The 24,589-nt window shown below is 63.3% G+C and carries 21 protein-coding genes; 13 read left to right on the top strand and 8 right to left on the bottom strand.

What is annotated here, in order from left to right; genetic code table 11:
* Positions 1-261: 261 nt before the first annotated feature.
* The 5 genes from SKZ59_RS26855 to SKZ59_RS26875 are packed head-to-tail and all read right to left on the bottom strand — an operon-like array spanning position 262 to position 9,536.
* Positions 262-990, bottom strand: coding sequence for a YfaP family protein (locus SKZ59_RS26855; protein ID WP_319993462.1), 729 nt, complete (start codon positions 988-990; stop codon positions 262-264).
* A 29-nt stretch (positions 991-1,019) separates the two neighbouring features.
* Complete coding sequence (locus tag SKZ59_RS26860; RefSeq protein ID WP_319993463.1) at positions 1,020-2,702, bottom strand: DUF2300 domain-containing protein; 1,683 nt, start codon at positions 2,700-2,702, stop codon at positions 1,020-1,022.
* Positions 2,702-7,255, bottom strand: coding sequence for an alpha-2-macroglobulin (locus SKZ59_RS26865; protein WP_319993464.1), 4,554 nt, complete (start codon positions 7,253-7,255; stop codon positions 2,702-2,704). The genes SKZ59_RS26860 and SKZ59_RS26865 overlap by 1 nt, the downstream gene beginning before the upstream one ends.
* The gene (locus SKZ59_RS26870) at positions 7,252-7,932 is read right to left on the bottom strand and encodes a DUF1175 family protein (RefSeq protein ID WP_070301987.1); all 681 of its coding nucleotides are present in this window, start codon (positions 7,930-7,932) and stop codon (positions 7,252-7,254) included. Before SKZ59_RS26870 ends, SKZ59_RS26865 begins: the two co-directional genes overlap by 4 nt.
* Complete coding sequence (locus SKZ59_RS26875; RefSeq protein WP_072457596.1) at positions 7,929-9,536, bottom strand: DUF2138 family protein; 1,608 nt, start codon at positions 9,534-9,536, stop codon at positions 7,929-7,931. The genes SKZ59_RS26870 and SKZ59_RS26875 overlap by 4 nt, the downstream gene beginning before the upstream one ends.
* A gap of 135 nt (positions 9,537-9,671) precedes the next feature.
* Between SKZ59_RS26875 and SKZ59_RS26880 the strand changes: the two genes are divergently transcribed.
* The 10 genes from SKZ59_RS26880 (at position 9,672) to SKZ59_RS26925 (ending at position 19,461) form a co-directional block, all read left to right on the top strand.
* Entirely contained in the window at positions 9,672-11,192 is a 1,521-nt protein-coding gene (locus SKZ59_RS26880; protein WP_319993465.1) for a B12-binding domain-containing radical SAM protein, read from the top strand.
* 57 nt (positions 11,193-11,249) lie between these two features.
* Complete coding sequence (locus tag SKZ59_RS26885; protein WP_072457592.1) at positions 11,250-12,383, top strand: MlaE family ABC transporter permease; 1,134 nt, start codon at positions 11,250-11,252, stop codon at positions 12,381-12,383.
* Entirely contained in the window at positions 12,383-13,282 is a 900-nt protein-coding gene (locus SKZ59_RS26890; RefSeq protein WP_319993466.1) for an ABC transporter ATP-binding protein, read from the top strand. Before SKZ59_RS26885 ends, SKZ59_RS26890 begins: the two co-directional genes overlap by 1 nt.
* On the top strand, positions 13,282-14,241 hold the full coding sequence (locus SKZ59_RS26895; protein WP_034754305.1) for an MlaD family protein: 960 nt from the start codon (positions 13,282-13,284) through the stop codon (positions 14,239-14,241). The genes SKZ59_RS26890 and SKZ59_RS26895 overlap by 1 nt, the downstream gene beginning before the upstream one ends.
* 12 nt (positions 14,242-14,253) lie before the next feature.
* Complete coding sequence (locus tag SKZ59_RS26900) at positions 14,254-14,868, top strand: ABC-type transport auxiliary lipoprotein family protein (protein WP_319993467.1); 615 nt, start codon at positions 14,254-14,256, stop codon at positions 14,866-14,868.
* Positions 14,865-16,052 (top strand): VanZ family protein, encoded by a 1,188-nt coding sequence (locus SKZ59_RS26905; RefSeq protein ID WP_319993468.1) that lies wholly within the window; start codon positions 14,865-14,867, stop codon positions 16,050-16,052. The genes SKZ59_RS26900 and SKZ59_RS26905 overlap by 4 nt, the downstream gene beginning before the upstream one ends.
* A gap of 40 nt (positions 16,053-16,092) precedes the next feature.
* Positions 16,093-16,410, top strand: coding sequence for a (2Fe-2S) ferredoxin domain-containing protein (locus SKZ59_RS26910; RefSeq protein ID WP_070310269.1), 318 nt, complete (start codon positions 16,093-16,095; stop codon positions 16,408-16,410).
* Positions 16,411-16,472: 62 nt separating this feature from the next.
* Positions 16,473-17,126, top strand: a complete 654-nt coding sequence (locus tag SKZ59_RS26915) for an alpha/beta hydrolase (RefSeq protein WP_319993469.1) — start codon at positions 16,473-16,475, stop codon at positions 17,124-17,126.
* A gap of 115 nt (positions 17,127-17,241) precedes the next feature.
* Positions 17,242-18,387 (top strand): D-alanyl-D-alanine carboxypeptidase family protein, encoded by a 1,146-nt coding sequence (locus SKZ59_RS26920; protein WP_034754313.1) that lies wholly within the window; start codon positions 17,242-17,244, stop codon positions 18,385-18,387.
* A gap of 147 nt (positions 18,388-18,534) precedes the next feature.
* On the top strand, positions 18,535-19,461 hold the full coding sequence (locus tag SKZ59_RS26925; protein WP_034754316.1) for an aldo/keto reductase: 927 nt from the start codon (positions 18,535-18,537) through the stop codon (positions 19,459-19,461).
* Here the strand turns inward: SKZ59_RS26925 and pssA are convergent.
* On the bottom strand, positions 19,458-20,198 hold the full coding sequence (gene pssA / locus SKZ59_RS26930) for a CDP-diacylglycerol--serine O-phosphatidyltransferase (protein ID WP_226941593.1): 741 nt from the start codon (positions 20,196-20,198) through the stop codon (positions 19,458-19,460). The two genes, SKZ59_RS26925 and pssA, sit on opposite strands and share 4 nt — an antisense overlap.
* Before the next feature lie 268 nt (positions 20,199-20,466).
* Here pssA and SKZ59_RS26935 point away from each other — a divergent pair, with 268 nt between their 5' ends.
* Together SKZ59_RS26935 and SKZ59_RS26940 are read left to right on the top strand one after the other, a co-directional pair.
* Positions 20,467-21,417: a CAP domain-containing protein gene (locus tag SKZ59_RS26935; RefSeq protein ID WP_257620445.1), complete on the top strand. Its 951-nt coding sequence runs from the start codon at positions 20,467-20,469 to the stop codon at positions 21,415-21,417.
* A gap of 105 nt (positions 21,418-21,522) precedes the next feature.
* Positions 21,523-22,158 (top strand): Hpt domain-containing protein, encoded by a 636-nt coding sequence (locus SKZ59_RS26940; protein ID WP_319993470.1) that lies wholly within the window; start codon positions 21,523-21,525, stop codon positions 22,156-22,158.
* A gap of 3 nt (positions 22,159-22,161) precedes the next feature.
* Here SKZ59_RS26940 and SKZ59_RS26945 read toward each other — a convergent pair whose 3' ends face one another.
* On the bottom strand, positions 22,162-22,359 hold the full coding sequence (locus tag SKZ59_RS26945) for a hypothetical protein (RefSeq protein ID WP_034754322.1): 198 nt from the start codon (positions 22,357-22,359) through the stop codon (positions 22,162-22,164).
* Between the two features lie 179 nt (positions 22,360-22,538).
* Between SKZ59_RS26945 and SKZ59_RS26950 the strand changes: the two genes are divergently transcribed.
* Positions 22,539-24,236: a M1 family metallopeptidase gene (locus SKZ59_RS26950; protein WP_319993471.1), complete on the top strand. Its 1,698-nt coding sequence runs from the start codon at positions 22,539-22,541 to the stop codon at positions 24,234-24,236.
* 50 nt (positions 24,237-24,286) lie between these two features.
* Here the strand turns inward: SKZ59_RS26950 and SKZ59_RS26955 are convergent, their stop codons facing one another.
* Positions 24,287-24,586 (bottom strand): hypothetical protein, encoded by a 300-nt coding sequence (locus SKZ59_RS26955; RefSeq protein WP_072457578.1) that lies wholly within the window; start codon positions 24,584-24,586, stop codon positions 24,287-24,289.
* Positions 24,587-24,589 lie beyond the last annotated feature (3 nt).

The raw sequence follows: 24,589 nt of genomic DNA on the forward strand, positions 1-24,589 counted from the left end.
ATTACGACAATCCGAAGACCATCGCTGCACTACATCAAATGCCCACACTTATCGACTGTTAATTGTTAAAGAACTGTATTCGGTGCTACTTTCGCGCTATCGACAAAGCGTTGTGTTTGTCAGCTGCGAAGAAGGAAGAGTATGAAGCATTTCAGCACAATCGTCAACTCCTTCTTTTTCTCTACTTTACTCAGCATTTGCATGCGTCGTTCAGCGAGGGGGCGAATTATAGCCAAGCAACAGCCTGTCCGCAAGAGACATTTATGGCAAGACAAACGATTTCACCAGGGTCAGCTCACCAGCGGCCCGCATCGGCACCTGGAAGCTTTGCAGCTTTTCACGCGGCGTGCCTTCGTTGGTGATGATCGATATGCGCGCGACAGTCAGCATGGCGGTGTTTTCGCCGCTGCCGTAGTAATTGACATAGGCGTGATAGTTGCCCTTCAGGGGCGCCGCGCTGGAAAAGATTTCCGGGCCATAGCCGGTCGTCACGTCCACGTCCAGCGCGCCGCCATCTTTTAATACGCGGTTGCCATACCAGGCGTGGCCACCATCCGGCGTGACCACATGCAGATCGAGGTCGGTGCCGGCGCTGTCCCACGACAGCACGATGCGCAGGCGCGCCTGGGTCTTGCCCTGGTAGCTGTCGACAAACTGGGTGCGCGCGCGGCTCTTGGCATCGGGCGAGCGTACTTCCACGCTGTTCGAGCCGCTGCCGAAGCCATACGGGCGGCCATAGCTGCCGTCTTCGCCCACTTCCATCGGCATCGCCACGCCGTTGACCACCAGGGTAGCGGGCTTGCCCTTGACGGCGCCCGCGATACGGCCCCGTATCTGCGCCGTTTCAGCCTGGCCCGGCTGCAGGTTGACCGACGCGGCGGGGTAATTGACCGCTTGCGTATAGTCCTCGCGCGCACCGGCCGAATTGCGCCAGCCGCTCTTCGGCGCATCGATGGTCACTTGGGCCTGCGCCCAGAGTGGCAATAGCATTAGCGGAATCGCGCAACGGATATAAAAACTCACAGGGCCTCCAGGTTAAGGTCGACGAGCCGGCGTGCCAGCCGCTCGACATATTCTTCGTCCTGGCCGCGCGGATGATTGCGCAGGCCAAGGTGTAAATATTCATGGGCCAGGGTGATGCGGTCTTCGCGCGTGGCCAGCGGCCGCATATAGATGCGGTTGCGCGACTGCTCCGAATACGGCGCGCCGCTCTGCAAGGCGCAGACCAGCGGCGCTTGCGGCGGCGCTTCATAACCGGCCTCGCGCAGCAGCACGCGCTGCCAGCGCGGCACTGACCGCGCCAGCCAATCCTCGTTCTGCGCCAGGCGCCGGCAACGCGCGCCCGTATTGCCGAAGGTGCTCAGGGCGCCGCCGGGATAGGCCGCCGCCAGCAATTCATCATAGTGCTTGCCCTGTCTGGCCTGGCGTACCGCCTCGCTCCACGCCATCGTGCCCTCGGACGCCTGGTTACTGTGATAGCGCACGGTGACGCCATCGACAATCAGCTGGTCGGTCCAGCGCGCAATCGCCAGGGCCACTGGCGTGGCGGGGCTGGGACTGACACGCTGGGTCGCGCTGCTGTCGGCGATCTGCTGGCAGCCCGCCACCGTCACCGCGTTCTGCTGCAGATACGTGCGCGCGGCAATCGCCAGCGCCTTGGCCGCTTCCGGCTCGTTGGCATTCGCTTCGCGGTCAAGCACGCGCGCCACATATTCATTGACGCCGAAGCGGCCGCGCAATTGCGGACGGCCGCCCTTCTCTTGCAGCAGCATCAGCTCGCCGGCGCTGCGCAAGGCCAGGTTCTGGCCATTGTCGAATTGCACATGGTAGCGGCCATTGAGCAGGCCAGGTGCGGCCACGCCACGTTCGCCGCGCACGGTGCGGATCGGATAGCGCTTGAAATAATCAACCACCACGCAGCCGCCATCGTCGGCCGCGCCTACCGGTGGCAAGCTGGCGGCCAGCCTGGGCGCCCACTGCTCGAAGACATTGCTGCTGCCGCCCGCGCCGCCAAACCAGATCGGCGTGCCGTCGGCCAGCCAGCCGGCCGCGCCGCCGATACGTTCGTCCGTCCGGCGCCGCTCGTGCCAGGAATACGTTTTGACGCGCAACTGGCTGCCGAACCAACGCGCCGTGCCGGCGCCGCGTCCATCGAGCACCACGCGCAGTAGCGCCGCTTCGGCGTCCGCGCGGCTGGCGGCAGGAATACTGTCCAGCGCGCGCAGCAGGCTATCGAGGCGCACCGTGCGCGCCGGCGCCAGTTGCGCAGGGTCGGACAGCCAGGAAAAATCCCCTGCGGGCACCGCGCCCAGACGTCCAGTCCAGTACTGACGCCATGAAGCCGGCGCGATCATCAGGCGCTTGGGCGAGAAAAACGGGCCGCACGATTGCGCCAGCGCCGCGTCGTGGCCGATGCTCTGGCCTGCATCGCAGCAATACACCTCTTCCGGATCGCGGCCGCCGCAGCGGTAGTCCGGCATCGCCACCTTGCTATCGCTCGCGTACACATACACGAACAGCTTCCACAAGCTGGCCAGCGGTACTTGCCGCGCGCCGTCAAACGGCGGCGGCGCCGTGCCACCCTGGCGCAACTGGCGCACTTCCATCTTGCCGTCACGCCACCAGGCCACATCCAGCGATGCAGACCAGGCAGGAGCGGCCAGCAACAGGGCCGCCATGAATGCAGGAAGTGCTACGCGCATCACTCGACCTTCAGCGCGCGCGTGGTCTTGCCGCCGCCTTCGAAGGCTTTCTGCTCTGGCTGGTACATGCGGTAAAAGCGCGCCGGCGGCAGCACGTAACTGCCCTTCTGCGCAAAGCGCAGCAAATGGAGCACCGTCACCTCGCCGGTCAAAGGCTCGATCGGCACGGCGTAGCCGTCGCGGCGCTCGGTGTGGCGCGCGCGTTCCAGCGCGGCCGGCTTGTCGCCCGCCATGACCATGCCCCAAGTAGTCGATTCGACCATGGCGCCGGGCGGCAGCGCCACTTCCAGCAAGCCAAAACGGTGCTTCGCACCTGGCCCCGCTTTCAAGGTGATTTCATCGAGGTACAGCGCGTCCGTGCTGAGCGCTTCGCCCGGCTTGACCAGCTCCGTCGTGTAACCGCCCTTGCCCGCCTTCATGCGCAAGATGCGGCGCTCGATGGCAACCGGCAAGGTTTGCGCTTCGGCGGCGTGGCTGTCGTACTGCAGCACAGCCACCGTGCCGGCCGGCGCCGGTGCGGCGAGACGCAATTTATCGGGAATACTCTTGGTGTCGCTCCAGCGCCAGACCGGCTGGCCACTGCGGCTGTCGCGTTTTTGCCAGGCGCCGTCCAGTGCAACGGCGGGCCCCTTGCCAAACGATACGCCGCCCAGCTTCTTTTGCACCCACATCAAGGTCATCGCGCGGTCCAGTGTCGGCATCTCGGCGCGCACACTGGCCAGCACCGCGTCGGCCTGGGTAGCGGGCACTTCGCCGGCCATCATCAGCAAGGCTTGTGCCACCGGCGCTTTGGACTCGCGCAGCACCTGCCATGAGCTGGCCACCTGCAGCTGCAGCGAATGCGGCAGGGCGATGCCATTCTGGGCGGCGACCAGCGCCACCAGGCCAAGGCCCATCGCTTGCGCCTCACGGTCAGAAGCTCCGCCCAGCAACAGGCTGCTCGTGTCGCCCGCCTGGCGCGGCTTGCCGCCCAGGACGGCGATGGCGCTGTCGTCCACCAGGCCGGCCGCCAGGGTCTGCGTGGGCAAGCCCATCTCGCGCGCCATCCACAGCACCAGCGCACGGTCACCCATCGCGTCCTTCAAGCCATGTTCGCTGTAGACGGCCAGCAGTTTGTTCCAATGCTCGGGCGGCAGCTCGATGCGCAGCGCGCGCGCCGCGTACCAGTCGGCGTAATAGGCATAGGCCGTCATCAAGGCATTGCCGGCCGTGGCGTTGCCCCACCAGCCGAAGACGGCGTTCGGGCCGGCCATCGATACCAGGCGCAAACGCTGCGCCGTGACCAGCGTTTGCAGGCGCTCGCTTGCCGCGCCGGCGTCCGGCCCCAGGCTTTGCGTGGCCAGCGCGAGAGGAATCAAACGGCTGGCCGTCTGCTCGACGCAGCCATATGGATAGTCGATCAGGTCGTCAGCGATGCGCGCGAACTGGCTAGCGGCTCCTTGCGCGAACGAAACGCGGATATTGCGCGCGTCCGCCGGCAGCTTGAGTGGAATATCAGCGGTGGCGCCATCGAGCGGCAGCACCAAGGAGCGCGGGCTGCTCCAGGCGGCGGGCAAGGTTTGCATGGCCGTGTCCAATGCGTCGAGCACTTTGCCATTCTGTTTCAGCTCCAGGCGCAGCGGCCCTGTAGCGCCAGCGGCGAGCGGGAATTCGACGTAATTGACACCTGGTTTGGCGGACATCTTTTCCGTCTTCGGCTGCGCCCCGCCGGAAAGCACGACGTCGAGCGCCTGCTCCTTGCCCGTCTGGTTGAATACCGCCACCGAGGCACGCGGCGCATCGCCGGCGCGCATCCAGTCGGGCGCGGTCCACTTGGCATAGAAGTTTTTATCGGAACGCAGATAGGCCGTGCGCTGGCCCACGCGCCCCTGTTCATCCATCGCGCGCCCCGTGATCCTCCAGCGGGTCAGCGCGTCGGGCATGGTAAAACTCACGCGCGCGTTGCCATTCACGTCAGTCTTCAGCGAGGGCGCCCAGTACGCCGTATCGATATTGTCGCGGCGCGGACGTTCGAGCACCTTCACGCCACGCTCGTTGTAATTGTGTCGCGCGGGCGCGCCGGCCGTGCGGCCCTGCGCCATGTCGTAGCTGATGAAGGACAGGCTGGCCGTCGTGCGCACGTTGTTGCGGCGCGGGTGATAGAAAAAGTCGCCGATGTCCGGCGCAATTTCCGGCTGCAGCACATAGATCATTTCATCGACCACGCCCAGCGCCACCATGGTGCTCAAAGGCTTGCCGTCCAGCGTCGCCGTCACATCGAGCGTGACCTTCTCGCCCGGCTGGTAAACCTCCTTGTCGCTCTTGAATTGCAGCGCGATGCGCGGCTCGATCACTTGCAGGCCGGCGTTCTCGAAGACGAAATCGCCATTGCGCGTGTACGCCACCGAGAACGTCATGTTCGGGCCATGCTCTTCTTTTACCGGGATGCGCACCCTCCACTGGCGCGGCGCCACGCGCTTCGCCTGGTACCAGTCAGCGGTTCCGGCCATCAAACCATGGTGTTCCACCTTGTCGCGCTCGAGCGTCAACAGCGCCTGGTCGACCTTGTCGGAGAACGTGATCAAGGCTTCGGCCGTGTCGCCCGGACGATAGCGGGCGCGGTCCAGCACGATCTCGATGCTGCCCGGCGTCGTTTGCACGCCATCGCCGGCGACCCAGTGGCTGGCGGCGGCCAGCAGGTTGCCGCGTTCGTCGCGCAGCGCCAGCTGATACGAGCCGGAGGCGGGGAACGTCACGTCCCAGCCCTTGGCATTTGGATCGAACGCGCCGTCGGTCTTGCTCTGTTTTTCCAGCTGCACCATCTCCCAGCGCACGGGTTTGGCCGCGCCCTGGCCATCGGCCACCAGATCGAAATGCACGGCCTGGCCAGGATCGGAAAACTGGCGCGTGGCCTTCAGCTGGTAGCTGCTGCTCGAGCGTTCTATCATCAGCTCGCGCGTCGCCTTGACGCGGTAGGCCGCGCCATCGGTCGCCAGCACGGTCAAGATGTAGCGCGACGGATCGGCGGCGGGCGGCAAGCTGAAGTCCACATTGCCGCTGCCGTCGCTCGTCACTTCCTCCGTCTTCAGGGCCACGGGAAACAGGCCGCTGTAACGCAACTCGCCTTCGACCATGGTGTTTTGCTGGCCGCGCAAGGACAAGGTCATCTTCGCGTTTTTCACGGGTTTGCCGTCAGGGTAGCGCAGCGCGATGCTGCCCTTGACCGCCTCGCCCGTCTTGAATTCCGGCTTCGAAGGCTGGACGTTGATTTCAAAGTGCGGCTTGACGTATTCAGCCACGCGGAAGGCCGCGCCATACACGCCATCCTTGTAATTGAAACGCAGTTCATAGCCGCCGGCGGTCGCTTCCGTGGGCAAGCGGAAGCGCGTGTCGGCGCCCGTCTCGCCAGACAGCTGCAGCGTTTGCGTCAGCAGCGGCGTGCCATTCGGATTGAGCACCGTCAGGCTGATCGGCGCCGCGCTTGCTGCCTGCGAGTTGCGCGCGGAGGTAAATTCGCGGCCCAAAAACTTGACGTTGACTTCATCGCCGGGCCGGTACAGAGGCCGGTCCGTCACGGCATAGATCTTGGTGTTATAGATCTCGCTGTCATAGTAAAAATTCTCGGACACGAACACGCCGCCGGCGCGATCCTGGCCCAGCACATACGTGTGTTCCGGGCTGCCGCGTTCGAGCGAGGCGACGCCATCAAAGCCCGTGGTGGCAGACTGCAGCACGCCCGTGCCATCGGTCCACGCCACGTTGGCGCCAGCCACGGCGGCACTGTTGTCGCGCCGTGCGGTCCATACGAGCATCTGGCCGGACGAGACCTTGGTCACAGCCACCGTGTCCGACACGAATACCAGGGTGGTGGCGCGGTGTTCGCCGATGATCGCTTCGACCAGGTACAGGCCCGGCTTGCGCTTGCCCAGCGGGATCATCACATTGCCAGCGCCGGCGACGATGAAGTCGCTGCTGGAGCCATCGAGCTTGACGCCTTTCGGCGGCGCGATGGCCTTGGCTTGCCAGATCGGATAGCGGAAGCTGTCGACCAGTTCCATGCCCTTGATCGGCTTGTACTGCGGATGGCTGGCGAACACGGTGCGCCGGCGGATCGCGTCATTGGTCGCCAGCTGCGGCTGCTCTTTCGTGACCGCGAGGCGCGCTTCGCTGGAAAACAGCTTGCGCCAGGCCAGGCGCGACTGCTTCCACCAGCTATCCCACAGAAAACTCAAGGTGTTGGCCAGGCCTTCGCCCTGGTAATTGCCCTCGACCTGGATGCGGTGCAGATTGCGCTGCTTTTTCAGGAACTCCATCGGTTCGGGCACGCGGTAGACGACGATGTCGGCGCCCGAATATGCTTCCAGGTTCATGCGTCCCATGTCGCGGCCCGGCACCTCGAGGCGCACGCGCGCTTCATCAAGACTGCCATAACTGGCGTCCGACAGCAGGAAGAACGGTTCACCCTTGAAGGTCGTGTAATTGCTGGGCTCGCGCTGCTGCGCGGAGGCGCTGCCCAGCATGAGCAGCGCCAGAAAGCCCATGAAGAGCAGCTTCATGACAAAAATCGGCTTCATGATAAAAACGCCAGCCGGAACACCCCGGCGAAATTGGGATTGTTGACCACAGGTTGCCACCGCGTGTCCTTCCAGCTCGTGAGTTCTTTGATATCGACGGTCCGCAGACCATTGTCGTCGGGGGTGACGGTGCCGGTGTGGTAGGCGATGCGCGCCCCCATCCAGACCATCAAGTGCTGTTCGTCGCCCTGGTCGAAAAACAGCAGGTCGCCGGGCAGCGCCTGGCTGATTTCGCGGGCGATGAAACGGCTGTTGTGCTGCACCAGCGCCAGTGCCGTGACGAAGTGGCCGACATTGCCGCCCGTTTGCACCCAACGGTTGCGCAAGGCGGCCTGAGCCGCGCTCAGTTCCAGCTCGGGCGGCAGGCGCCGGTCGCTGGCGATGCCGTTCGCATGCAGCCACTTCGCGTCATGCACGGTGAGCGCCTCATTGACGGCAAAGCGCACCAGGCCGGCGCAATCGCGGTGCGTCCAGCGCGGCGACGGGCCACGTTCGATCTGCGCGTTGACGATACGCAGCATCCACGCCTGGAAGGCGCGGCTCTGCGCCTGCGACAGCTGCACTTGCGGCTCGGCGGCCGCGCGCAGGGCCCAGGCGGGCATTGCCACGGTGGCGGCGCAAGCCGCCAGCCAGCGCAAGGCGGCACGACGTCCATGCCGCCCATGCCACAGCGTCATCGCGCGGCCTCTTGCCATTCCAGCGTTTCCCATGACGTGCCGCTGGCTGGCTGCCGCTTGAGCACCATGCGCAGCGGCGGGTATTTTTTCAAGGCGTTCAGGCGCGGCACCAGGTGTTCGTTGGCGGCCGCGCGCAAGACCGGTTCGTTATTCGCCGGCAGGGTATCGAAGGCTTCCAGCTGGATCAGCCGGGCCAGCGACGCCGGCGCGATCAGGCCGATCGTGCGCGAAGCATCGGGCAGCAGGTCGCTGGCGGCCGGCGCCTGCTTGCGACGCACGGCCAGCACTTGGTCCACCAGCTTGCCGTCGGTGGAAAAGACAACGGTATTGCCGGCCACGACCAGCGCCGGCTTGGACTGGCCCAGCGCCGTGGCGACACTGCGTTCCCAACGCGTGGCGCCATCTTTACCTGTCGTTTTGCGCACGGGGTCCTTGCCGCCGATGGCCGCCTCGAACAGGCTGCCATACAGAGCGTCATCACCGGCCTGCGCACTGCGCGTGGCGACAAAAACCGGTGTATGCAGGCGCGAACTGCCATACCAGCACGCGGCGGCCGGGCCTTGCAAGTGCCCGGCCAGCGGCGCCACCGGCGCGGAGGTCTTGCTGCCCAGGCGTTTGAGCACGGGCTGCAGCGCGGTCCAGTCGACCGGCACGCTGAAACAGGCGCTCGGGTTGTGCGGCAGCTGCGGCCACAGGGCGCTGCTGTCGTAGCCGCCGTTTTTCAGTTTATCGGCATTGAGCAGCACCTTCGATTGCCAGGCGCCCTGTTGAAAATCGAAGCGCAGCGCCTCTAACGCGCCAAAGAAAGGCTGGTAGCCGAAGGACAGGAAGTCCGCCTTGACGGCGATGCTGTGGCCCTCGGGCGCGGCGCCGTCGAGATGGAACTGTGCATGAAAGACCTTTTGCTTGGCAGCTTCCGGCGCCAGCAGGCTGGCCACGGTTTTCTCGGCCGTGCCATCGCCATGCTTGCCGTCGCTGCCGCCATACAGCATGCCGGGATGAGACAGGATGACCAGGCGTTGGCCATGCGCGGCAAACAGCAAGGTGCGCTGGTAAGCGTAGTTCAGCGCATACACGGGCACCTGGCCGCCATCGACGCCCAAGCTGCCGGCCACGCGCATCTGCGTATCCTTCAGGGCGATCTTGCCCGCTTCTTCCAGCAAACGCGTGAGCTGGCTGCGCGACACGGCGATGGCGAAATGCTTGAGCGAGCCGTCGGCGTCGCGCCACAAGGCTACTTCCGCCGGCTGGTCCAGCACCATGCGCAGCAGCTGGTCACCCCAGCCCAGCTCATGCTCGTAAGCGATGCGGCGCAAGCTGCCCTTGAGGCCCAGCCGGTCTTCGCTTTGCTCGTAATAGAACAGGAAATCCTCACGCAACACGTCGCGCGCCAGCGGCACCGTCAGCAAGTCGCGCGGCAAGGCCGACAGGCTTTTCGTGCGGACCAGCGCGTCGGGCCGGGATAAATCGAGCTTCAGGCCATTGACCGGCCCCATCGCGCCCCAGCCAAAAACCCGATAGCCGACCAGTGCGGCCGCTACCACGGCCACGCCGGCCAGCGTCCCGAGCAGGACTTTTTTATTGAGTACTTTTTTCGCCAGCACCTTGTATCCCTTTTAGCCTGCCGTAGCATTGACAAGTTAGTAATTATTGACAAATGGTAACATGGCATTTGTTGCCGCAGCGCACAGATGATGCGACAGCGTAAAATAGCGGTTTCGCCGTTTTCATCGCCTCCAATGACCATCCTGCTCTCCACCCTGAACGCCCGCTACACCCACGCCTCGCTGGGATTGCGCTATCTGCTGGCCAATATGGGGCCGTTGCAAGTACAGACGCGGCTGCAGGAATTCGTCATTGGCACGAAAACCACGGAACTGGTCGAACGCATCCTCATCAACAAACCGCGCATCATCGGTTTTGGCGTGTATATATGGAACGTCGAGGAAACGACGAAACTGGTGGCCATGCTCAAGCGCGTGGCGCCCGAGGTCATCATCGTGCTGGGCGGGCCGGAAGTGTCGCATGAGGCGGGCGAGCAAGAGATCGTCAAGCTGGCCGACTACCTGATCACGGGCTGGGGCGACGTCACCTTCCCCAAGCTGTGCGGCGAGATCCTCAACGGACCGAAGCCGCTGATGAAGATCCATGCGGGCGTGCAAGCGCCGCTGGCGGAACTGCAGCTGCCCTACTCCTTGTATACAGACGACGATATCCGCCACCGCACGATTTACGTGGAAGCGTCGCGCGGCTGTCCGTTCAAGTGCGAATTCTGCCTGTCGGCGCTGGACAAGACAGCCTGGCCCTTCGCGCTGGAGAACTTCCTGGCCGAGATGGAATCCCTGCATGCACGCGGCGCGCGCCTGTTCAAGTTCGTCGACCGCACATTCAACCTGAATATCAAGACCAGTTTGAAGATCATGCAATTCTTTCTCGACAAGATCGAAGCGAATCCGGACGACCCGATCTACGCCCACTTCGAACTGGTGCCAGACCACTTGCCTGACGCCTTGAAGGAAGGCATCAGCAAATTCCCGCCCGGCGCGCTGCAGTTCGAGATCGGCATCCAGAGCTTCAATCCGGACGTGCAATCGCTGGTCAGCCGCAAGCAGGACAATCAAAAGGCGGCCGACAACATCCGCTGGCTGTGCGAGGAATCGAACGCCCACCTGCACGTGGACTTGATCGCCGGCTTGCCGGGCGAGGATGAAGCAAGCTTCGCGGCCGGCTTCAACAAGCTGGTGGCCTTGAAACCGCATGAAATCCAGTTCGGCATATTGAAGCGGCTGCGCGGCACGCCCATCATCCGCCATACGGAAAACTATGGCATGGTGTTCGACCCGCACCCGCCGTACACCATCCTGGCCAATAAACAGCTCGATTTCATGAGCATGCAGCGCCTCGTGCGCTTCGCCCGCTACTGGGACCTGGTGGCCAACTCGGGCCGCTTCGCCAATACAGTGCAATGGATGCTCGGTGACGCGCCATTTGAAAACTTCATGGATTTTTCGAACTGGCTGTATGCCCATACGGACGCCACCCACCGCATCGCCATGGAGCGCCTGGCCAAGCTGGTGGCGCAATGGCTGCAGACGCGCGGCATGAGCGCGCTGGAGGCCAACGCCCTCGTGGCCAGCGACTATGCGGGCGGCGCGCAAGCGGCCGCGCACGCCAAGCCAGCCGAAGTGAATACTGGCAGCACCAAGGTGCGCCCGGACGTCGCCCTGCCGCAGCGGCAGGCGCGCCACCTTGCGTCCTGAGGGGCCGGCGATTGAACAGCGGTGGCGGTCTGCGCCATTCTCCCTTAAACTGGCACGATGCCGACTGTACAATCGCCGAAACTGACCCTCTCCCAGACCAGCTCCCAACAGGGAGCCCTTGTCACTGCCAGCGGCACCTGGCAGGTGCACGCGCTGGCGCATGACAATGCCATCAAGGCCATCGACGCCCAGCTCAAACCCTTGCAGGGCGATGCCAAGGCGCAATGGGACCTGTCGGCCATCGACAGCATGGACCATATCGGCGCCCAGCTGTTCTGGAATGCCTGGGGCAAGCAGCGTCCCGCGCAGCTGACCCTGGCGCCATCGCAGGAAGAGTTTTTCCGGCGCATCGAAGAAACGGGGCCGCTGACGACGCCGCCCTCGCGCGCCAACCGCCTCACGCCCGTGATGAAACTGGGCATGGCCATTTTGCTGTTTTTCGAACATTTGAAGGGCTTTATTGCCTTGGTCGGCCAGGTGACGCAGGATATCGGCCGCTTCGCGCGCCATCCGATGCGCGGACCATGGCGTGAAATTTCCGCCAATATCTTCCATGCGGGCTTCCAGGCGCTGGGCATCACGGCTCTCGTCGGCTTTCTGATCGGCGTCGTGCTGTCCTACCTGTCCGCGCAGCAGCTGCGCGCGTTTGGCGGCGACATCTACCTGGTCAACCTGCTGGGCATGAGCGTCATCCGCGAACTGGGGCCGCTCTTGGCCGCCATCCTCGTGGCCGGGCGCTCCGGTTCGTCCATCACGGCCCAACTGGGCGTCATGCGCGTCACGGAAGAACTCGACGCCATGCTGGTGATGGGCATTTCGCACGGTTTCCGCCTGATCATGCCGAAAGTGCTGGCCCTGGCCATTTCCATGCCCCTGCTCGTCATCTGGACGGACACGGCCGCGCTGATCGGCGGCATGGTGGCGGCCAAGGTGGAACTGAACCTGTCGGCGCGCTACTTCATCCAGAAGCTGCCCGATGCCGTGCCGCTGGCCAATTACATGATCGGCCTGGGCAAGGGCGTGATTTTCGGCATGCTGATCGCCCTTGTCTCCTGCCACTTCGGCCTGCGCATCAAGGCCAACACGGAAAGCCTGGGGCGCGGCACCACCACCGCCGTCGTCACGGCCATCACCGTCGTGATCCTGGCCGACGCCGTGTTCGCCATCGTCTTCAATGGAGTGGGCTACTGATGGCGGACGACACCAATATCGCCTGTGGCACCGGCAAGGAAGGCCAATTCAACCTGCACGGCAACGCGCCCGTGGTGGACATCACCAATCTGTGGACCAAGTTCGGCCGCACCGTCGTGCACCAGGACTTGAACCTGGAAATCGAGCGGGGAGAGATCCTGTCCATCGTGGGCGGTTCCGGCACGGGCAAGACGGTGCTGCTGCGCCAGATGCTGGGCCTGGAACATCCGGCGCGCGGCTGCGTCAAAGTCTTTGGCGAAGATATCAATAAAGCAAGTTCAGACCAGCTGCAACAGTTGCGCAACCACTGGGGCATGCTGTTCCAGCAAGGCGCACTGTATTCGGCACTGACCGTGTTCGACAATGTGGCCCAGCCCATGCGCGAATTGCGCGTGCTGCCCGAGGCGCTGGTGCACGACGCGGTATTATTGAAGATGAATATGGTGGGCCTGGGCCCGGAACATGCGCTCAAGATGCCGTCGGACTTGTCGGGCGGCATGATCAAGCGCGTGGCCCTGGCCCGCGCCCTGGCGCTGGAACCGAAGCTGCTGTTCCTCGACGAACCGACGGCGGGCCTGGATCCGGACCTGTCGGAAAGTTTTGTCGCCCTGATCCAGTCGCTGCACCGCGAACTGGGCTTGACGGTGGTGATGGTCACGCATGATCTCGACACCTTGTTCGCCCTGTCCACGCGCATCGCCGTGCTGGCGGAAAAACACGTGATCGCCATCGGCCCCACGCGCGAGGTGATCGAAGTCGACCACCCGTTCATCAAGCAATTTTTCCTCGGCGACCGCGGCAAGCGCGCGCTGGCCGTCCTCGATGAGAAACAGGCGGCGGCGGGCAATGCGGCGCAGCCAGGCGACGACGCCGGCACAGACACGAAAGCGGAGAAGTAATGGAAAACAGATCACATGCCCTGATGACGGGATTTTTTACACTGACCTTGCTGGTGGCCGCCATCCTGTTCGGCGTCTGGTTCAACCGCGACCGCGTGGAACGGGTGCCGTATCTGCTCGCCACCACCCTGTCCGTACCGGGCCTGAACCCGCAGGCGACCGTGCGCTACCGGGGCCTGGAAGTGGGCAAGGTCGACGCCATCGACTTCGACACGCAAAAGGCCGGGCAAATCCTCGTGCACATCAGCGTGGCGCCCGACACCCCCGTTACCAACACCACGTTTGCTACCCTCGGCTACCAAGGCGTGACGGGCATCGCCTACATCCAGCTCGATGATGAACATGTCGGCTCCAAGCTGCTGGGCACCAGCAAGGACAAGCCATCGCTGATTCCCCTGCGCGCCGGCTTGCTCGACCAGCTGGAAAAGCGGGGCAAGCGCATCCTCGACCAGGCCGAGCAGATCACCAACAAGGTCAACAACCTGCTCAGCCCCGACAATCAGGCCGCCATGCTGGGCGCCTTCACGGAAGTGGGCAAGGCCGCCAAGGCCTTTGGCGCCATTCCGCAGCAGCTGGAACCGACCCTGACGCAATTGCCGCAACTGACGGAACAGACGCGGCAAACCCTGACGGCCGTGAGCACGGCCAGCAAGAACGTATCGGACCTGACGGCCACGTGGAAAAAACTGGGTAACGACATCCAGGCGCCAGGCGGCGTGCTCGACAAGGTCAATGGCACGGTTGACCGGGTCGGCAGCTCGGTGGAAACGGTGGCCAATGGCGTGTCGCTGGAAGTCTTGCCGCAAGTCATCGAGCTGAGCGGCGAAGCGCGCTCCTCGATGCGCGCCCTGAAAACCACCATGAGCACGCTCAATGAACAGCCGCAGAGCATCTTGTTCGGCGCCCCAGACATTCCGCCCGGCCCGGGCGAGCCCGGTTTTTCGGCACCGGGCAAATAAGGAGAACACCGCATGCCTATCCCACGCAACCTCAGCGCACTTATCCTGGCCGCCGCATTCCTGCTGGGCGGCTGCGCCAGCCGCGGCCCCGTCCCCACTTTCTATGATTTCGGCCCGGCCGCACCGCTGGCAGCCGCGCCAGCAGCCGCGCCAGCCGTGCCCGTGCTGGTGATCGCCGACGCCAATGGTCCATCCTGGCTCGACAGCCAGCGCATGTATTACCGCTTGCTGTACGCCGATGCGCAGCAATCGCGTCCGTACGCCTACAACCGCTGGAACACGCCGCCGCTGCAACTCTTAAGCCAGCGCCTGAAAACGCGCGTGGCGCAAAGCGGCGTGAAAGTGCTGTCGACCACGGACGCGGCCGCCGGCATGCCCCTGCTGCGCATCGACGTCGATGATTTTTCGCAAAACTTCGATACGCAGACGCAGAGCAGCGGCCACGTGTCGCTGCGCGCCTCGCTGTTTCGCGGCCACCGCCTGATCGACCAGAAAACCTTCAGCCGCAGCGGCCCGGCCGGCAGCGCCGATGCGCAAGGCGGCGCGCAAGCGCTGGCGGCGGCCTCGGACGCCATCGCCGCCGACCTGCTGACCTGGCTGGGCACGCTGAATATCACGAAAGAATGACCGACCCCGCATCCCCAGCCAGCCCGGCGGCGCCGCTGCCGCCCGTCCGTTCCTCGCCCGTGTCGCGCGCGACCCTGCTCGCCTACGTCTTCCTGATCGTGTATGCGAGCTGGTTCCCGTTCACGGGTTGGCACAGCAATGGTTTGTCGCCGCTGACGTTCCTGGAAAACACGCGCATGCCCCGCTACTGGACGGGCTTTGACGTGGGCATCAACGTCGTCGGCTACATTCCGCTCGGCGCGCTGATCGTGTATTCGCTGTTTCCAAGGATCACGGGTTTCTTTGCCGTCATCGTCGCCAGCCTGTGCGGCATGTTGATTTCGGGCAGCATGGAAGCCGTGCAAACCTATCTGCCCAGCCGCGTCTCGTCGAACCTCGATTTTTATACGAATGCGGCCGGCTGCTGCATCGGTTCCATCATCGGCGCCCTGACGGCGCGCAAGCTGCTCGACCAAAGTCATTTGTTCCGCTTGCGCCAGCGCTGGTTTGCCCAGCACGCCAGCCAGGGCTTGGTGCTCGTGGCCCTGTGGCCGCTGGCGCAAATCTATCCGCAAGGCTATCTGTTCGGCCTGGGCCAGCTGCTGCCCATCCTGTCGGACTGGCTGTCGCAGCTGGCGGGCATCGACATCGACCTGGCCGCGTATCTGCGTCCCGACGTCATCTTGACGGTTGAGCAATATTGGCTTTCGGAAACCATCATCACGGCTTGCGGCATGACGGGCGCCGTACTGACCCTGCTGTGCCTGCTGCGCCGCGCCGCGCCGCGCACCATCTTGATGCTGGCCCTGATCGCCGCCGCCTTGATCGTGCGCTCAATGGCCAGCGCGCTGCTGTTCTCACCGGAAAACGCCTTCGTCTGGATCACGCCGGGCGCCCAGGGCGGCTTTTTGATCGGCCTGATCATGCTGGGCGGCCTGGCGTTCGCGCCGCACGTGGCGCAGCGCCGCATCGCGGCCGCCACCTTGCTGCTGAGTCTGGTGATGGTGAATACGACGCCGATCAACCCGTATTTCATGTCAACCTTGCAAGGCTGGTTTCAAGGCAAGTTCCTCAACTTCAATGGCGCGGCGCAATTTTTGGCCTTGCTGTGGCCCTTCATGGCCCTGTGGTTCCTGTGCCTGCCCTCGCACCGCCTGAACCGGCAGGAAGATGTGCAGCGCCAGCGTCGCGAAGACCACCCATAAGCGTTATCATGACGCATTGATGATTCCGCAGGAGCATAGTATGAGCGACGCACCGTATTTTGAACGCCACGTTTTTTTCTGCATGAACAAACGTGAAGACGGCCGCAACAGCTGCGGCGACCATGGCGCGGAAGCGGCGCAAAAGCATTGCAAGCGCCGCATCAAGGAACTCGACATGAATGGCGCGGGCAAGATCCGCATCAACCAGGCCGGCTGCATGGACCGCTGCGAGGAAGGCCCGCTGCTGGTTATCTACCCGGAAGCGACCTGGTACACCTATGTCGACACCAGCGATATCGATGAAATCATCGATACGCACCTGGTGGGCGGCAAGGTCGTCGAACGCCTGAAAATCTGAGCCGCATATTTAATTTCAACGTTTTAACTTCAAATTAAGCCTACGCCACCAGTATGAGCATCATGAACAGAAACTCGGAAAAATTTACCCTCGCCGGCCATGCAGGCAGCATGGAAGGCTTGCTCGATTTCCCGGCAGACACTCCGCGCGGCATCGCCCTCGTTGCCCATCCGCATCCGCTGTACGGCGGCACGATGGATAACAAGGTCACGCAAACCCTGGCGCGCGCGTTTGTCGCGCTCGGTTACGTGGTGGCGCGCATCAACTTCCGCGGCGTCGGTGCGTCCGAAGGCGTGCACGACCATGGCGTGGGCGAAACGGACGACATGCAGTTGTTGTATGAACACATGCACGGCCTGTATCCGGGCTTGCCCGTGGCACTCTCCGGTTTCTCGTTCGGCACATTCGTGCAATCGAAACTGCAGGAACGCCTGGCCGCCGCAGGCACACCCGTCGAGCGCCTGGCACTGATCGGCAGCGCGGCCGGCAAGTGGGCCATGGCCGACATTCCCGCCGACACCATCTTGATCCACGGCGAACTGGACGACACGATCCCCCTGTCCGCCGTCTTCGACTGGGCCCGTCCACAAGACATTCCCGTGATCGTGATCCCCGGCGCCGACCACTTTTTCCACCGCAAGCTCAATCACATCAAGAACCTCGTGATTGCCCTGTGGCATGGTGACAAACCCTCAATTGCAGCAGATGATCATTGAAGTGTGGGCTTACTAGCGCCTCCACGGCTATAATTGATCCGTTTTTTCCACGCGGCCATGCAAGCAGCAACAGCATGGCCCTCAGCCTTCATCTTTTTCTCGCAGACCAGCCTCCATGAAAAAACTTTTAGCGGCACTGGCCTCCAGTGTATTTTTCTTTTCCGCCGCCTACGCCCAGAGCGTTCCAGCCCCGACCATCGCCGCCAAGTCCTGGCTGTTGCTTGATGCCACCAGTGGCCAGATCATTGCTTCGCAAGATCCTGACGCGCGCATCGAGCCGGCTTCGTTGACCAAGATCATGACGGCTTACCTGACGTTTGCCGCCATCCGCGAAAAAAAACTGGCGCTGGACCAGAAAGTCAACGTGTCCGTGCGCGCATGGAAAGTCGATTCGAGCAGCTCGAAGATGTTCATCGACCCGGCTACCCCTGTCTCGATCGACGACTTGCTGCACGGCCTGATGATTCAATCGGGTAACGACGCCGCCGTGGCGCTGGCGGAAGCCGTTGCCGGCGATGAAGGCACGTTCGTCGTGCTGATGAACCGCGAAGCCCAGCGCATGGGTCTGAAAAATACGCGTTTTGCCAATCCGCATGGCTTGCCTAGCCCCGATAACTATTCCACGGCGCAAGACCTGTCCGTGCTGGCCAAGCGCGTGATCGCCGACTACCCGGAATTCTACAAAATCGATTCCATCAAGAGCTTTACGTACAACAAGATCACCCAGCCTAACCGCAACCGCCTGCTGTGGCTGGACCCAACCGTCGATGGCATGAAAACGGGCCACACGGAAGCGGCCGGCTATTGCATGATCGCCTCGGCCCGCCGTCCAGGCGGCACGGGCGAGCGCCGTTTGATCTCCGTGGTGCTGGGCACCTCGTCGGACCAGGCCCGCACGCAGGAAAGCCAGAAGCTGCTGAACTGGGGCTTCCAGAACTTCGATACGGTCAAGCTGTACTCGAAGGGCCAGGCAGTGGCCACGCCGGAAGTGTGGAAGGGCTCGAAAGGCACCGTGAAAATCGGTTTCGCCCGCGATGTGCTCGTCACCGTACCAAAAGGTACGGCTGCCAAGATGAAACCTGTGCTGGAACGCAAGGACCCGCTGGTCGCGCCGTTGGCTGAAAACGCCCCGGTCGGCAAGCTGAAAATGATGGTCGACGACAAGGTCCTGCTGGAACTGCCTGTCGTGGCGCTGGAAACCATCAACCAGGCAACGATCTTCGGCCGCGCCTGGGATTCGATGCGCCTGTGGATGAAATAAGCAGTTAGCGTTCCCCATAAAAAATGCCCGCAGATGTTGCGGGCATTTTTTTCGTCTGTCTCGCCGCCGATTTCTCCACAGCATGCTGTAGCGTAGCTGGCTATAATCGTGGCGTCACCTTCATCTCCACCATCAGAAAGCCAGCCCATGAGCCATGTGTTTCCCGCCAGCCTGCAAGCGCCGCGCAGCCGTTTGAGCAGCAACGGTCCCGAACTGTCGCGTATCGTTGCTGGCATGTGGCGCATCGGCGAGTGGAATATGTCGGCGCAGCAGCGCCTGGCTTTCATCGAACAATGCCTGGCGCTGGGTGTGTCCAGTTTCGACCATGCCGACATCTATGGCGATTACAGCGCCGAAGGGCTATTTGGCGAAGCGCTGGCCCTGCAGCCGGGCTTGCGCGACAAGATGGAGCTGGTCAGCAAGTGCGGCATCAAGCTGCTGTCGCCGCACCGTCCCGGCCATGCCATCCAGCATTACGACACGAGCGCGGCGCACATCACCAGTTCCGTGGAACACACCCTGCGCCAGCTGCACACGGACCGCCTGGACTTGCTGCTGATCCACCGTCCCGACCCGCTGATGGATTTCGACGAGATCGCCGGCGCCTTCACGCAATTGAAAGCGGCGGGCAAGGTGCTGCACTTTGGCGTGTCGAACTTCAGCCGCCACCAGTTCGAGTGTCTGCACCGGCGCTTCCCACTGGTAACGAACCAGGTGGAATTTTCGCCGCTGCACGTGGCGCCCCTGTTCGATGAAACCTTCGACGGCTTGCAGGACGTGGGCGTGGCGCCGATGATCTGGTCGCCGCTGGCGGGCGGCCGGCTGTTCCAGGGCGGCGACGCGAATGTGGAGAACTTGCGCAATGTGATCAAGCAGATCGCCGACCAGCTGCAGCGTCCGTTTGCCAGCGTGGTGTTTGCGTGGATCATGCAACTGCCTTGCCGTCCCCTGCCGCTGACGGGCACGGGCCGCATCGAAGCCGTCGGCGTGGCCGTGGAAGGCACGCAGTTTACACTCAGCCGCAGCGACTGGTTCGCCATCCTGCGCGCCGCACGCGGGCACGAGGTGGCTTAGTCGATCTCGTCGGGGTCGTTGAATACCTGTGGCAAGGCAATTCCGCGCCAGCCCAGGTACCACGCCAGGTTGAGCAGCAGGGTGGCGCCGATGTAGACGGCGAAGAACAGCGCGAAGAAGCTGGTCTTCAGCCACACGAGCAGGGCGATGGCCACGATGAGTACCAGCAGCGCGGCCAGGCTTTTCTTTTGCTTGGAGCTGGGGAAACGCAAGGTCGACACCATCAGGCTGCCCACGCCCACGAGCAGCAGCATCAGCAGATAGCTGTGCAGCATGGAATCGATGGGCGCCGGCCAGGCCACCACGACGGCCGCCACGCAGGCGGCCCCGGCCGTGATCGGCATGCCGACGAAATACAGGGGGTCCGTGCGCCCCACGTTCACATTGAAGCGCGCCAGACGCATGGCACCGCACGCGACAAAGAAGAAGCTGGCCATGCCGCCAAAGCGCAGCAGCAGCGGATCATGCACGCCCATCTGCACGAAGCCATAGCAGTACAACAGGACGGCCGGGGCGCAGCCGAAATTCATCACGTCGGCGATGGAATCGAGCTGCACGCCGAACTGCGAACTGGTGTTCGTCAGGCGTGCGACATAGCCGTCGAGCGCATCGAACACGCCGGCCAGCACCAGCAGCGCCGCCGCCAGGCGGTAGGCATCCGCGTCGCCCACGGCGGCGTTATCGACGGAAATGACGATGCTGGCAAAACCGCATGCTATCGAAAGCAAAGTCACCATGCTGGGCAAGGCGTATTTGGCGCGCTGCAGGCGCGACTTGGGCAATGTGTTCAAATGTATGGGCAATCAAAAAATCGGAAGTAAGGCGATGCAGCAGCAAACGCTGCGCTACGCTCATTCTACCCTGTGCAGCTGCGGCACCGTCCGCGCACGAGCGCGCCACATATCTTTTCATGAATGCGCTACGCGGTATCAAAATACCTTAGAATCGTTTTACAGGACAGCACGCTGGCCCCACCGCTGTCCGCCTACCTATACAGGAGCCAACTTGATTGCCTCGTCACTGCGTTGGAAATACTGGATACCCGCCCTGCTGAGTGCAGCACTGCTGAGCGCCTGCGGCGGCGGCGATAGCGGCAGCAATACGTCGCTGAGCACCTCGACCCCGGCCGGACAGCTGACACAGGAGCCGGGCGCTCCCGTCCTCAGCAACAATATTGCCACCGATGGCTTTAACTGGTTCAACTACCGGCGCAGCCAGATCGGCCTGTCGCCTATGGTGCGCAACAGCCTGATCGACAGCGCGGCCCTGGGCCATTCCAGCTATCTCAATCTCAACAGTACGGTGGCGCACGAGCAGGTGCAGGGCAAGCCCGGCTTTACGGGCGTCAAGCTGGGCGACCGCCTGGCCAAGGCCGGCTACGTCGTCACCTCGCTGCAGGGCGAAGTCATCGCCGGCGCGGGCAACACGTCCGGCTTTTACCTGGCCGAAGAACTGGTCACGGCCATCTATCACCGCTTCGTCATTTTCGAGCCGTTGTTCAAGGAAGGCGGCGCGGGCGCGGCCGTCAGCAGCTCCGGCTATGCCTATTTCACCACCGACATGGCCGGCAATCGCAACTATGGCCCCGGGCTGGCGGCGGGACAGATCGTCACCTATCCTGTCAGCGGACAGCAGAAGGTGGCCGTCAGTTTTTCCAGCGATAACGAATCGCCCGATCCCGTGCCGAACCAGGACGTGGTCGGCTACCCGATCAGCGTACATGCCAACTACGGCACGCCCGTCAGCGTGACGGCATTCAGCGTGCGCCAGCGCGGTGCCGCCACGGACCTGGCGGTACGCCTGCTCACCAGCGGCAACGATGTGCATACGCCGGTCTCGGCCGCGTCCATCATCCCGCTGGCGACCTTGAACGCGAACACCAGCTATGACGTGAGTTTCATCGGCAAAGTCAATGGCGCGGACGTCACGCACAGCTGGTCATTCACGACGCGCTAGCGATGTCGCTGGCGGCCAAGCGGGCGCGGCGTCGAGGATGACTGGATGTAGAATAGTTGTTCCTGCTTTACGGCAATTGACAAGTTTTGGGGCGCTCTGCACAGCATGCTGAAACCACACGCCACTTGCGATGATGATGCCGCCGTTGCGGCATCCGACATGGTCCGTATTCTCGATGTCGAGAACGGACTGGGCCGCATCATGGGCGACCGCATCCTGTACCTGAAAATCCTGCGCCGCTTCCTGCACGACCACGGCACCACGCCGTGCCAGATCCGCGCCGAATTCGACGCGGGCAACTACGCTTCCGCTCGCCTGAAGGCGCATACCCTGAAAGGCGCCGCCGGCATGATCGGCGCGCGCCACGTGCACAGCCTGTCGGAAACCCTGGAATCGGCACTGCGTGCGCAGGCGCCCGACCTGGCCCAGCAGATGTTGCAGCTGGAACTGGCGCAAGACCAATTGCTCGGCGCGGTCAGCAGCATGCTGGGCACGCCGGAGGCAACCCACACGGCGGCGCAGGACGTGGCGCCCGACCCGGCCGCACCCGCCATCCAGCTGCTGCTGGCGCGCCTGGCCAGCCACCTGCGCGAAGGCGACGGCGCGGCCATCGATATCCTGGAAAACTCGGCCAGCCTGCTCGCGGCCAGCCTGGGCGTCAACGTCTACCAGGAAGTAGCGGCCGCCGCGCACGAGTTCGATTTCGACGGCGCCCTGGCGGCACTGCTGCGGCGCCGCTAGCTCTCAGCTGTTGTACTGCGCCTCTTCCGCATACGCCACGCAACAACTCTTGCAACAGAAACGGCGCACGGCATCGAGCGGCTTGTCGCAATACCAGCATGCGCCTTTCGGCGGCAGCGCTGCGATCAATTGCGGCAGGGAAGGCAATGGCGGCGCCACCATCCCCCTGCTTTCCACGACTTCCGGCTGTTCGCTGTCCATGGCGCTTCCTTTCCTAGCGGCACTTCAAGGCCGCTCAGCAAGATTACGTCAGCGTCGTTTGAAGCCCATGACATTTCTCAACCGGGGCCACGCTTGCCCCATCGGCCCCTTGAAATTTCCAAACGACAACGTTGTCACTTCACACTACAATCAGTGTTCCGTTCACTTGCGCGCCCGCCATGAAACACATTCCCCTGCTGCTCTCCTGCCTGCTGCTCAGCGCCTGCGCCACGCGCGCGCCCACCGCCTACACGCTCAATTCAGGCGCCGAACGCACGCCGGAACAATTGGCGGTGGTGTTCGAACACGCCGACCTGACCCTGCGCATCGACCCGGCCAGCCGCAGCATTGCCGGCGATGCGCGCCTGACCTTCCTTGCCACGCACCCGATCTCGCGTTTCGCGCTGGACCTGGACCGCAATCTGCCTGTCGACACCATCGAAATCGACGGCAAGGCGCTGCGGCCGCAAGACTATGCCAACCCGGACGGCCGCCTGAGCATGACCTTGCCTGCCACCCTCGCGGCAGGCGCGCGCACCACCATCCGCGTCGTCTACCACGGCGTGCCGCACGTCGCCGTGAAAGCGCCGTGGGATGGCGGCATGGTCTGGTCGAGCACGGCCGATGGCGCGCCGTGGATCGCCAGCGCCGTGCAAGGCGAGGGCTGCGACCTGTTCTGGCCGTGCATCGACCACCCGATGGGCAAGGTCCGGCTGATCGACCAGCACATCATCGTGCCGGCGCCGCTGGTGGCCGCCGGCAATGGCATCGCACTCGGCATGGATGAGGCCGACGGCTGGCGCACCTGGCACTGGCGCGCCAAGCATCCGAGCACCTATGGCATTGCCCTCAACGTGGCGCCCTACCGCAGCATGCAGGGCGAGTATGTGAGCCGCTACGGCAACCGCATCCCCCTGCAATTCTGGTATCTGCCGGAAAGCGAAGCGAAGGCTGGCGCCCTGTTCGCGGAATTGCCGCCCATGCTCAACTTTTTTGAAAGCGTCATCGGCCCCTACCCGTTTGGCGATGAGAAAGTCGGTATCGCCGAAACCCCGCACAAGGGCATGGAACACCAGACCATCAATGCCTATGGCAACAAATTCGCCAAGACCAGCTATGGCTACGATGAATTGCTGCAGCATGAATTTGCCCATGAATGGTTCGGCAACCAGCTGACCAACAGCAACTGGGACGACATGTGGCTGCACGAAGGCTTCGGCACGTATATGCAACCGCTGTACATGCAATATCTGCGGGGCGAGCAAGAGTATTTTGCTTCGCTGCAGCAAATGCGCGCCGGCATCGTCAACAAGGCGCCCATGGTCTCGGGCAAACCGAAAAGCGAGGAAGAAGTCTACGACCTGAAAAAGGGCGGGCCGGGCGGCGACCTGTATGTGAAAGGGGCGCTGGTGCTGCACACCTTGCGCGGCCTGATCGGCGACGACGCCTTCTTCCGCGCCGTGCGCCTGCTCGTCTACGGCACGGAACAGCCGCAGCCGGGCCAGTTCCAGCCGCGCTATGGCAGCACCAAGGAATTCATGGACATCGTCTATAAAGTCACGGGCAGCAACTACGACTGGTTCTTCCAGACCTATCTGTACCAGGCCGCGCTGCCGGAACTGTCCGCCGTGCGTGACGGCGACACCTTGCGCCTGGAATGGAAGACGCCGGCCGACATCGCCTTCCCGATGCCGGTGGAAGTGCGTATCGGCAAAGAAATCCATACCGTTCCCATGTCGCTGGGCTTTGGCGAACTCCCCCTGCCGGCTGGCGCCACGTACACGCTCGACCCGCACTCGCGCGTGCTGCGCCGGGCCGAGCATATCGAGACGTTCCAGAAGTTCAGGGAAGAGCAGGCGAAGGGAAAAAAGGGCTAACCCCAGCGGAAAATGCCGGGGTCGGACCCCGGTCTTTTCACCGTTCGGACTTACTTCCGAAAGGTCCTGACCGCATCATTCGCATGCGCGTCGATGACTTTTTTGATCGCCGGCTGTCCCGCATACTTGGCGGACAGCCGCTTCCACTGCCGCTGCGCCTGGCCGCAAGAATCGTCCACGGCAGCGATGATCTCGCGCTGGCGCGCCTTGTCGTTGTCATCCCACTCGCCGGCAAAGTGCTCGCACATCTGGGCGTTCTCGACGAACCGCGCCACGTCCTGCGGCAACTTTTCCTGCGCACCAGCCAGCATGGGCAGGCAGCCCAACATGAAAGCGAGCACAAGCTTCATCGA

This window comes from Janthinobacterium sp. GMG2, from assembly GCF_033949445.1.
In the GTDB taxonomy this organism is placed as follows: Bacteria; Pseudomonadota; Gammaproteobacteria; order Burkholderiales; family Burkholderiaceae_D; genus Janthinobacterium; species Janthinobacterium aestuarii.

What these genes read in the sequence shown, in the direction of transcription:
- SKZ59_RS26920 (WP_034754313.1), top strand. Translation starts at nt 17,242, where the DNA reads ATGAAAAAACTTTTAGCGGCACTGGCCTCCAGTGTATTTTTCTTTTCC.
- SKZ59_RS26905 (WP_319993468.1), top strand. Translation starts at nt 14,865, where the DNA reads ATGACCGACCCCGCATCCCCAGCCAGCCCGGCGGCGCCGCTGCCGCCC.
- SKZ59_RS26890 (WP_319993466.1), top strand. Translation starts at nt 12,383, where the DNA reads ATGGCGGACGACACCAATATCGCCTGTGGCACCGGCAAGGAAGGCCAA.
- SKZ59_RS26945 (WP_034754322.1), bottom strand. Translation starts at nt 22,359, where the DNA reads ATGGACAGCGAACAGCCGGAAGTCGTGGAAAGCAGGGGGATGGTGGCG.
- SKZ59_RS26880 (WP_319993465.1), top strand. Translation starts at nt 9,672, where the DNA reads ATGACCATCCTGCTCTCCACCCTGAACGCCCGCTACACCCACGCCTCG.
- SKZ59_RS26925 (WP_034754316.1), top strand. Translation starts at nt 18,535, where the DNA reads ATGAGCCATGTGTTTCCCGCCAGCCTGCAAGCGCCGCGCAGCCGTTTG.
- SKZ59_RS26910 (WP_070310269.1), top strand. Translation starts at nt 16,093, where the DNA reads ATGAGCGACGCACCGTATTTTGAACGCCACGTTTTTTTCTGCATGAAC.
- SKZ59_RS26915 (WP_319993469.1), top strand. Translation starts at nt 16,473, where the DNA reads ATGAACAGAAACTCGGAAAAATTTACCCTCGCCGGCCATGCAGGCAGC.
- pssA (WP_226941593.1), bottom strand. Translation starts at nt 20,198, where the DNA reads ATGGTGACTTTGCTTTCGATAGCATGCGGTTTTGCCAGCATCGTCATT.
- SKZ59_RS26955 (WP_072457578.1), bottom strand. Translation starts at nt 24,586, where the DNA reads ATGAAGCTTGTGCTCGCTTTCATGTTGGGCTGCCTGCCCATGCTGGCT.
- SKZ59_RS26940 (WP_319993470.1), top strand. Translation starts at nt 21,523, where the DNA reads ATGCTGAAACCACACGCCACTTGCGATGATGATGCCGCCGTTGCGGCA.
- SKZ59_RS26950 (WP_319993471.1), top strand. Translation starts at nt 22,539, where the DNA reads ATGAAACACATTCCCCTGCTGCTCTCCTGCCTGCTGCTCAGCGCCTGC.
- SKZ59_RS26870 (WP_070301987.1), bottom strand. Translation starts at nt 7,932, where the DNA reads ATGACGCTGTGGCATGGGCGGCATGGACGTCGTGCCGCCTTGCGCTGG.
- SKZ59_RS26895 (WP_034754305.1), top strand. Translation starts at nt 13,282, where the DNA reads ATGGAAAACAGATCACATGCCCTGATGACGGGATTTTTTACACTGACC.
- SKZ59_RS26900 (WP_319993467.1), top strand. Translation starts at nt 14,254, where the DNA reads ATGCCTATCCCACGCAACCTCAGCGCACTTATCCTGGCCGCCGCATTC.
- SKZ59_RS26855 (WP_319993462.1), bottom strand. Translation starts at nt 990, where the DNA reads ATGCTATTGCCACTCTGGGCGCAGGCCCAAGTGACCATCGATGCGCCG.
- SKZ59_RS26865 (WP_319993464.1), bottom strand. Translation starts at nt 7,255, where the DNA reads ATGAAGCCGATTTTTGTCATGAAGCTGCTCTTCATGGGCTTTCTGGCG.
- SKZ59_RS26885 (WP_072457592.1), top strand. Translation starts at nt 11,250, where the DNA reads ATGCCGACTGTACAATCGCCGAAACTGACCCTCTCCCAGACCAGCTCC.
- SKZ59_RS26860 (WP_319993463.1), bottom strand. Translation starts at nt 2,702, where the DNA reads ATGCGCGTAGCACTTCCTGCATTCATGGCGGCCCTGTTGCTGGCCGCT.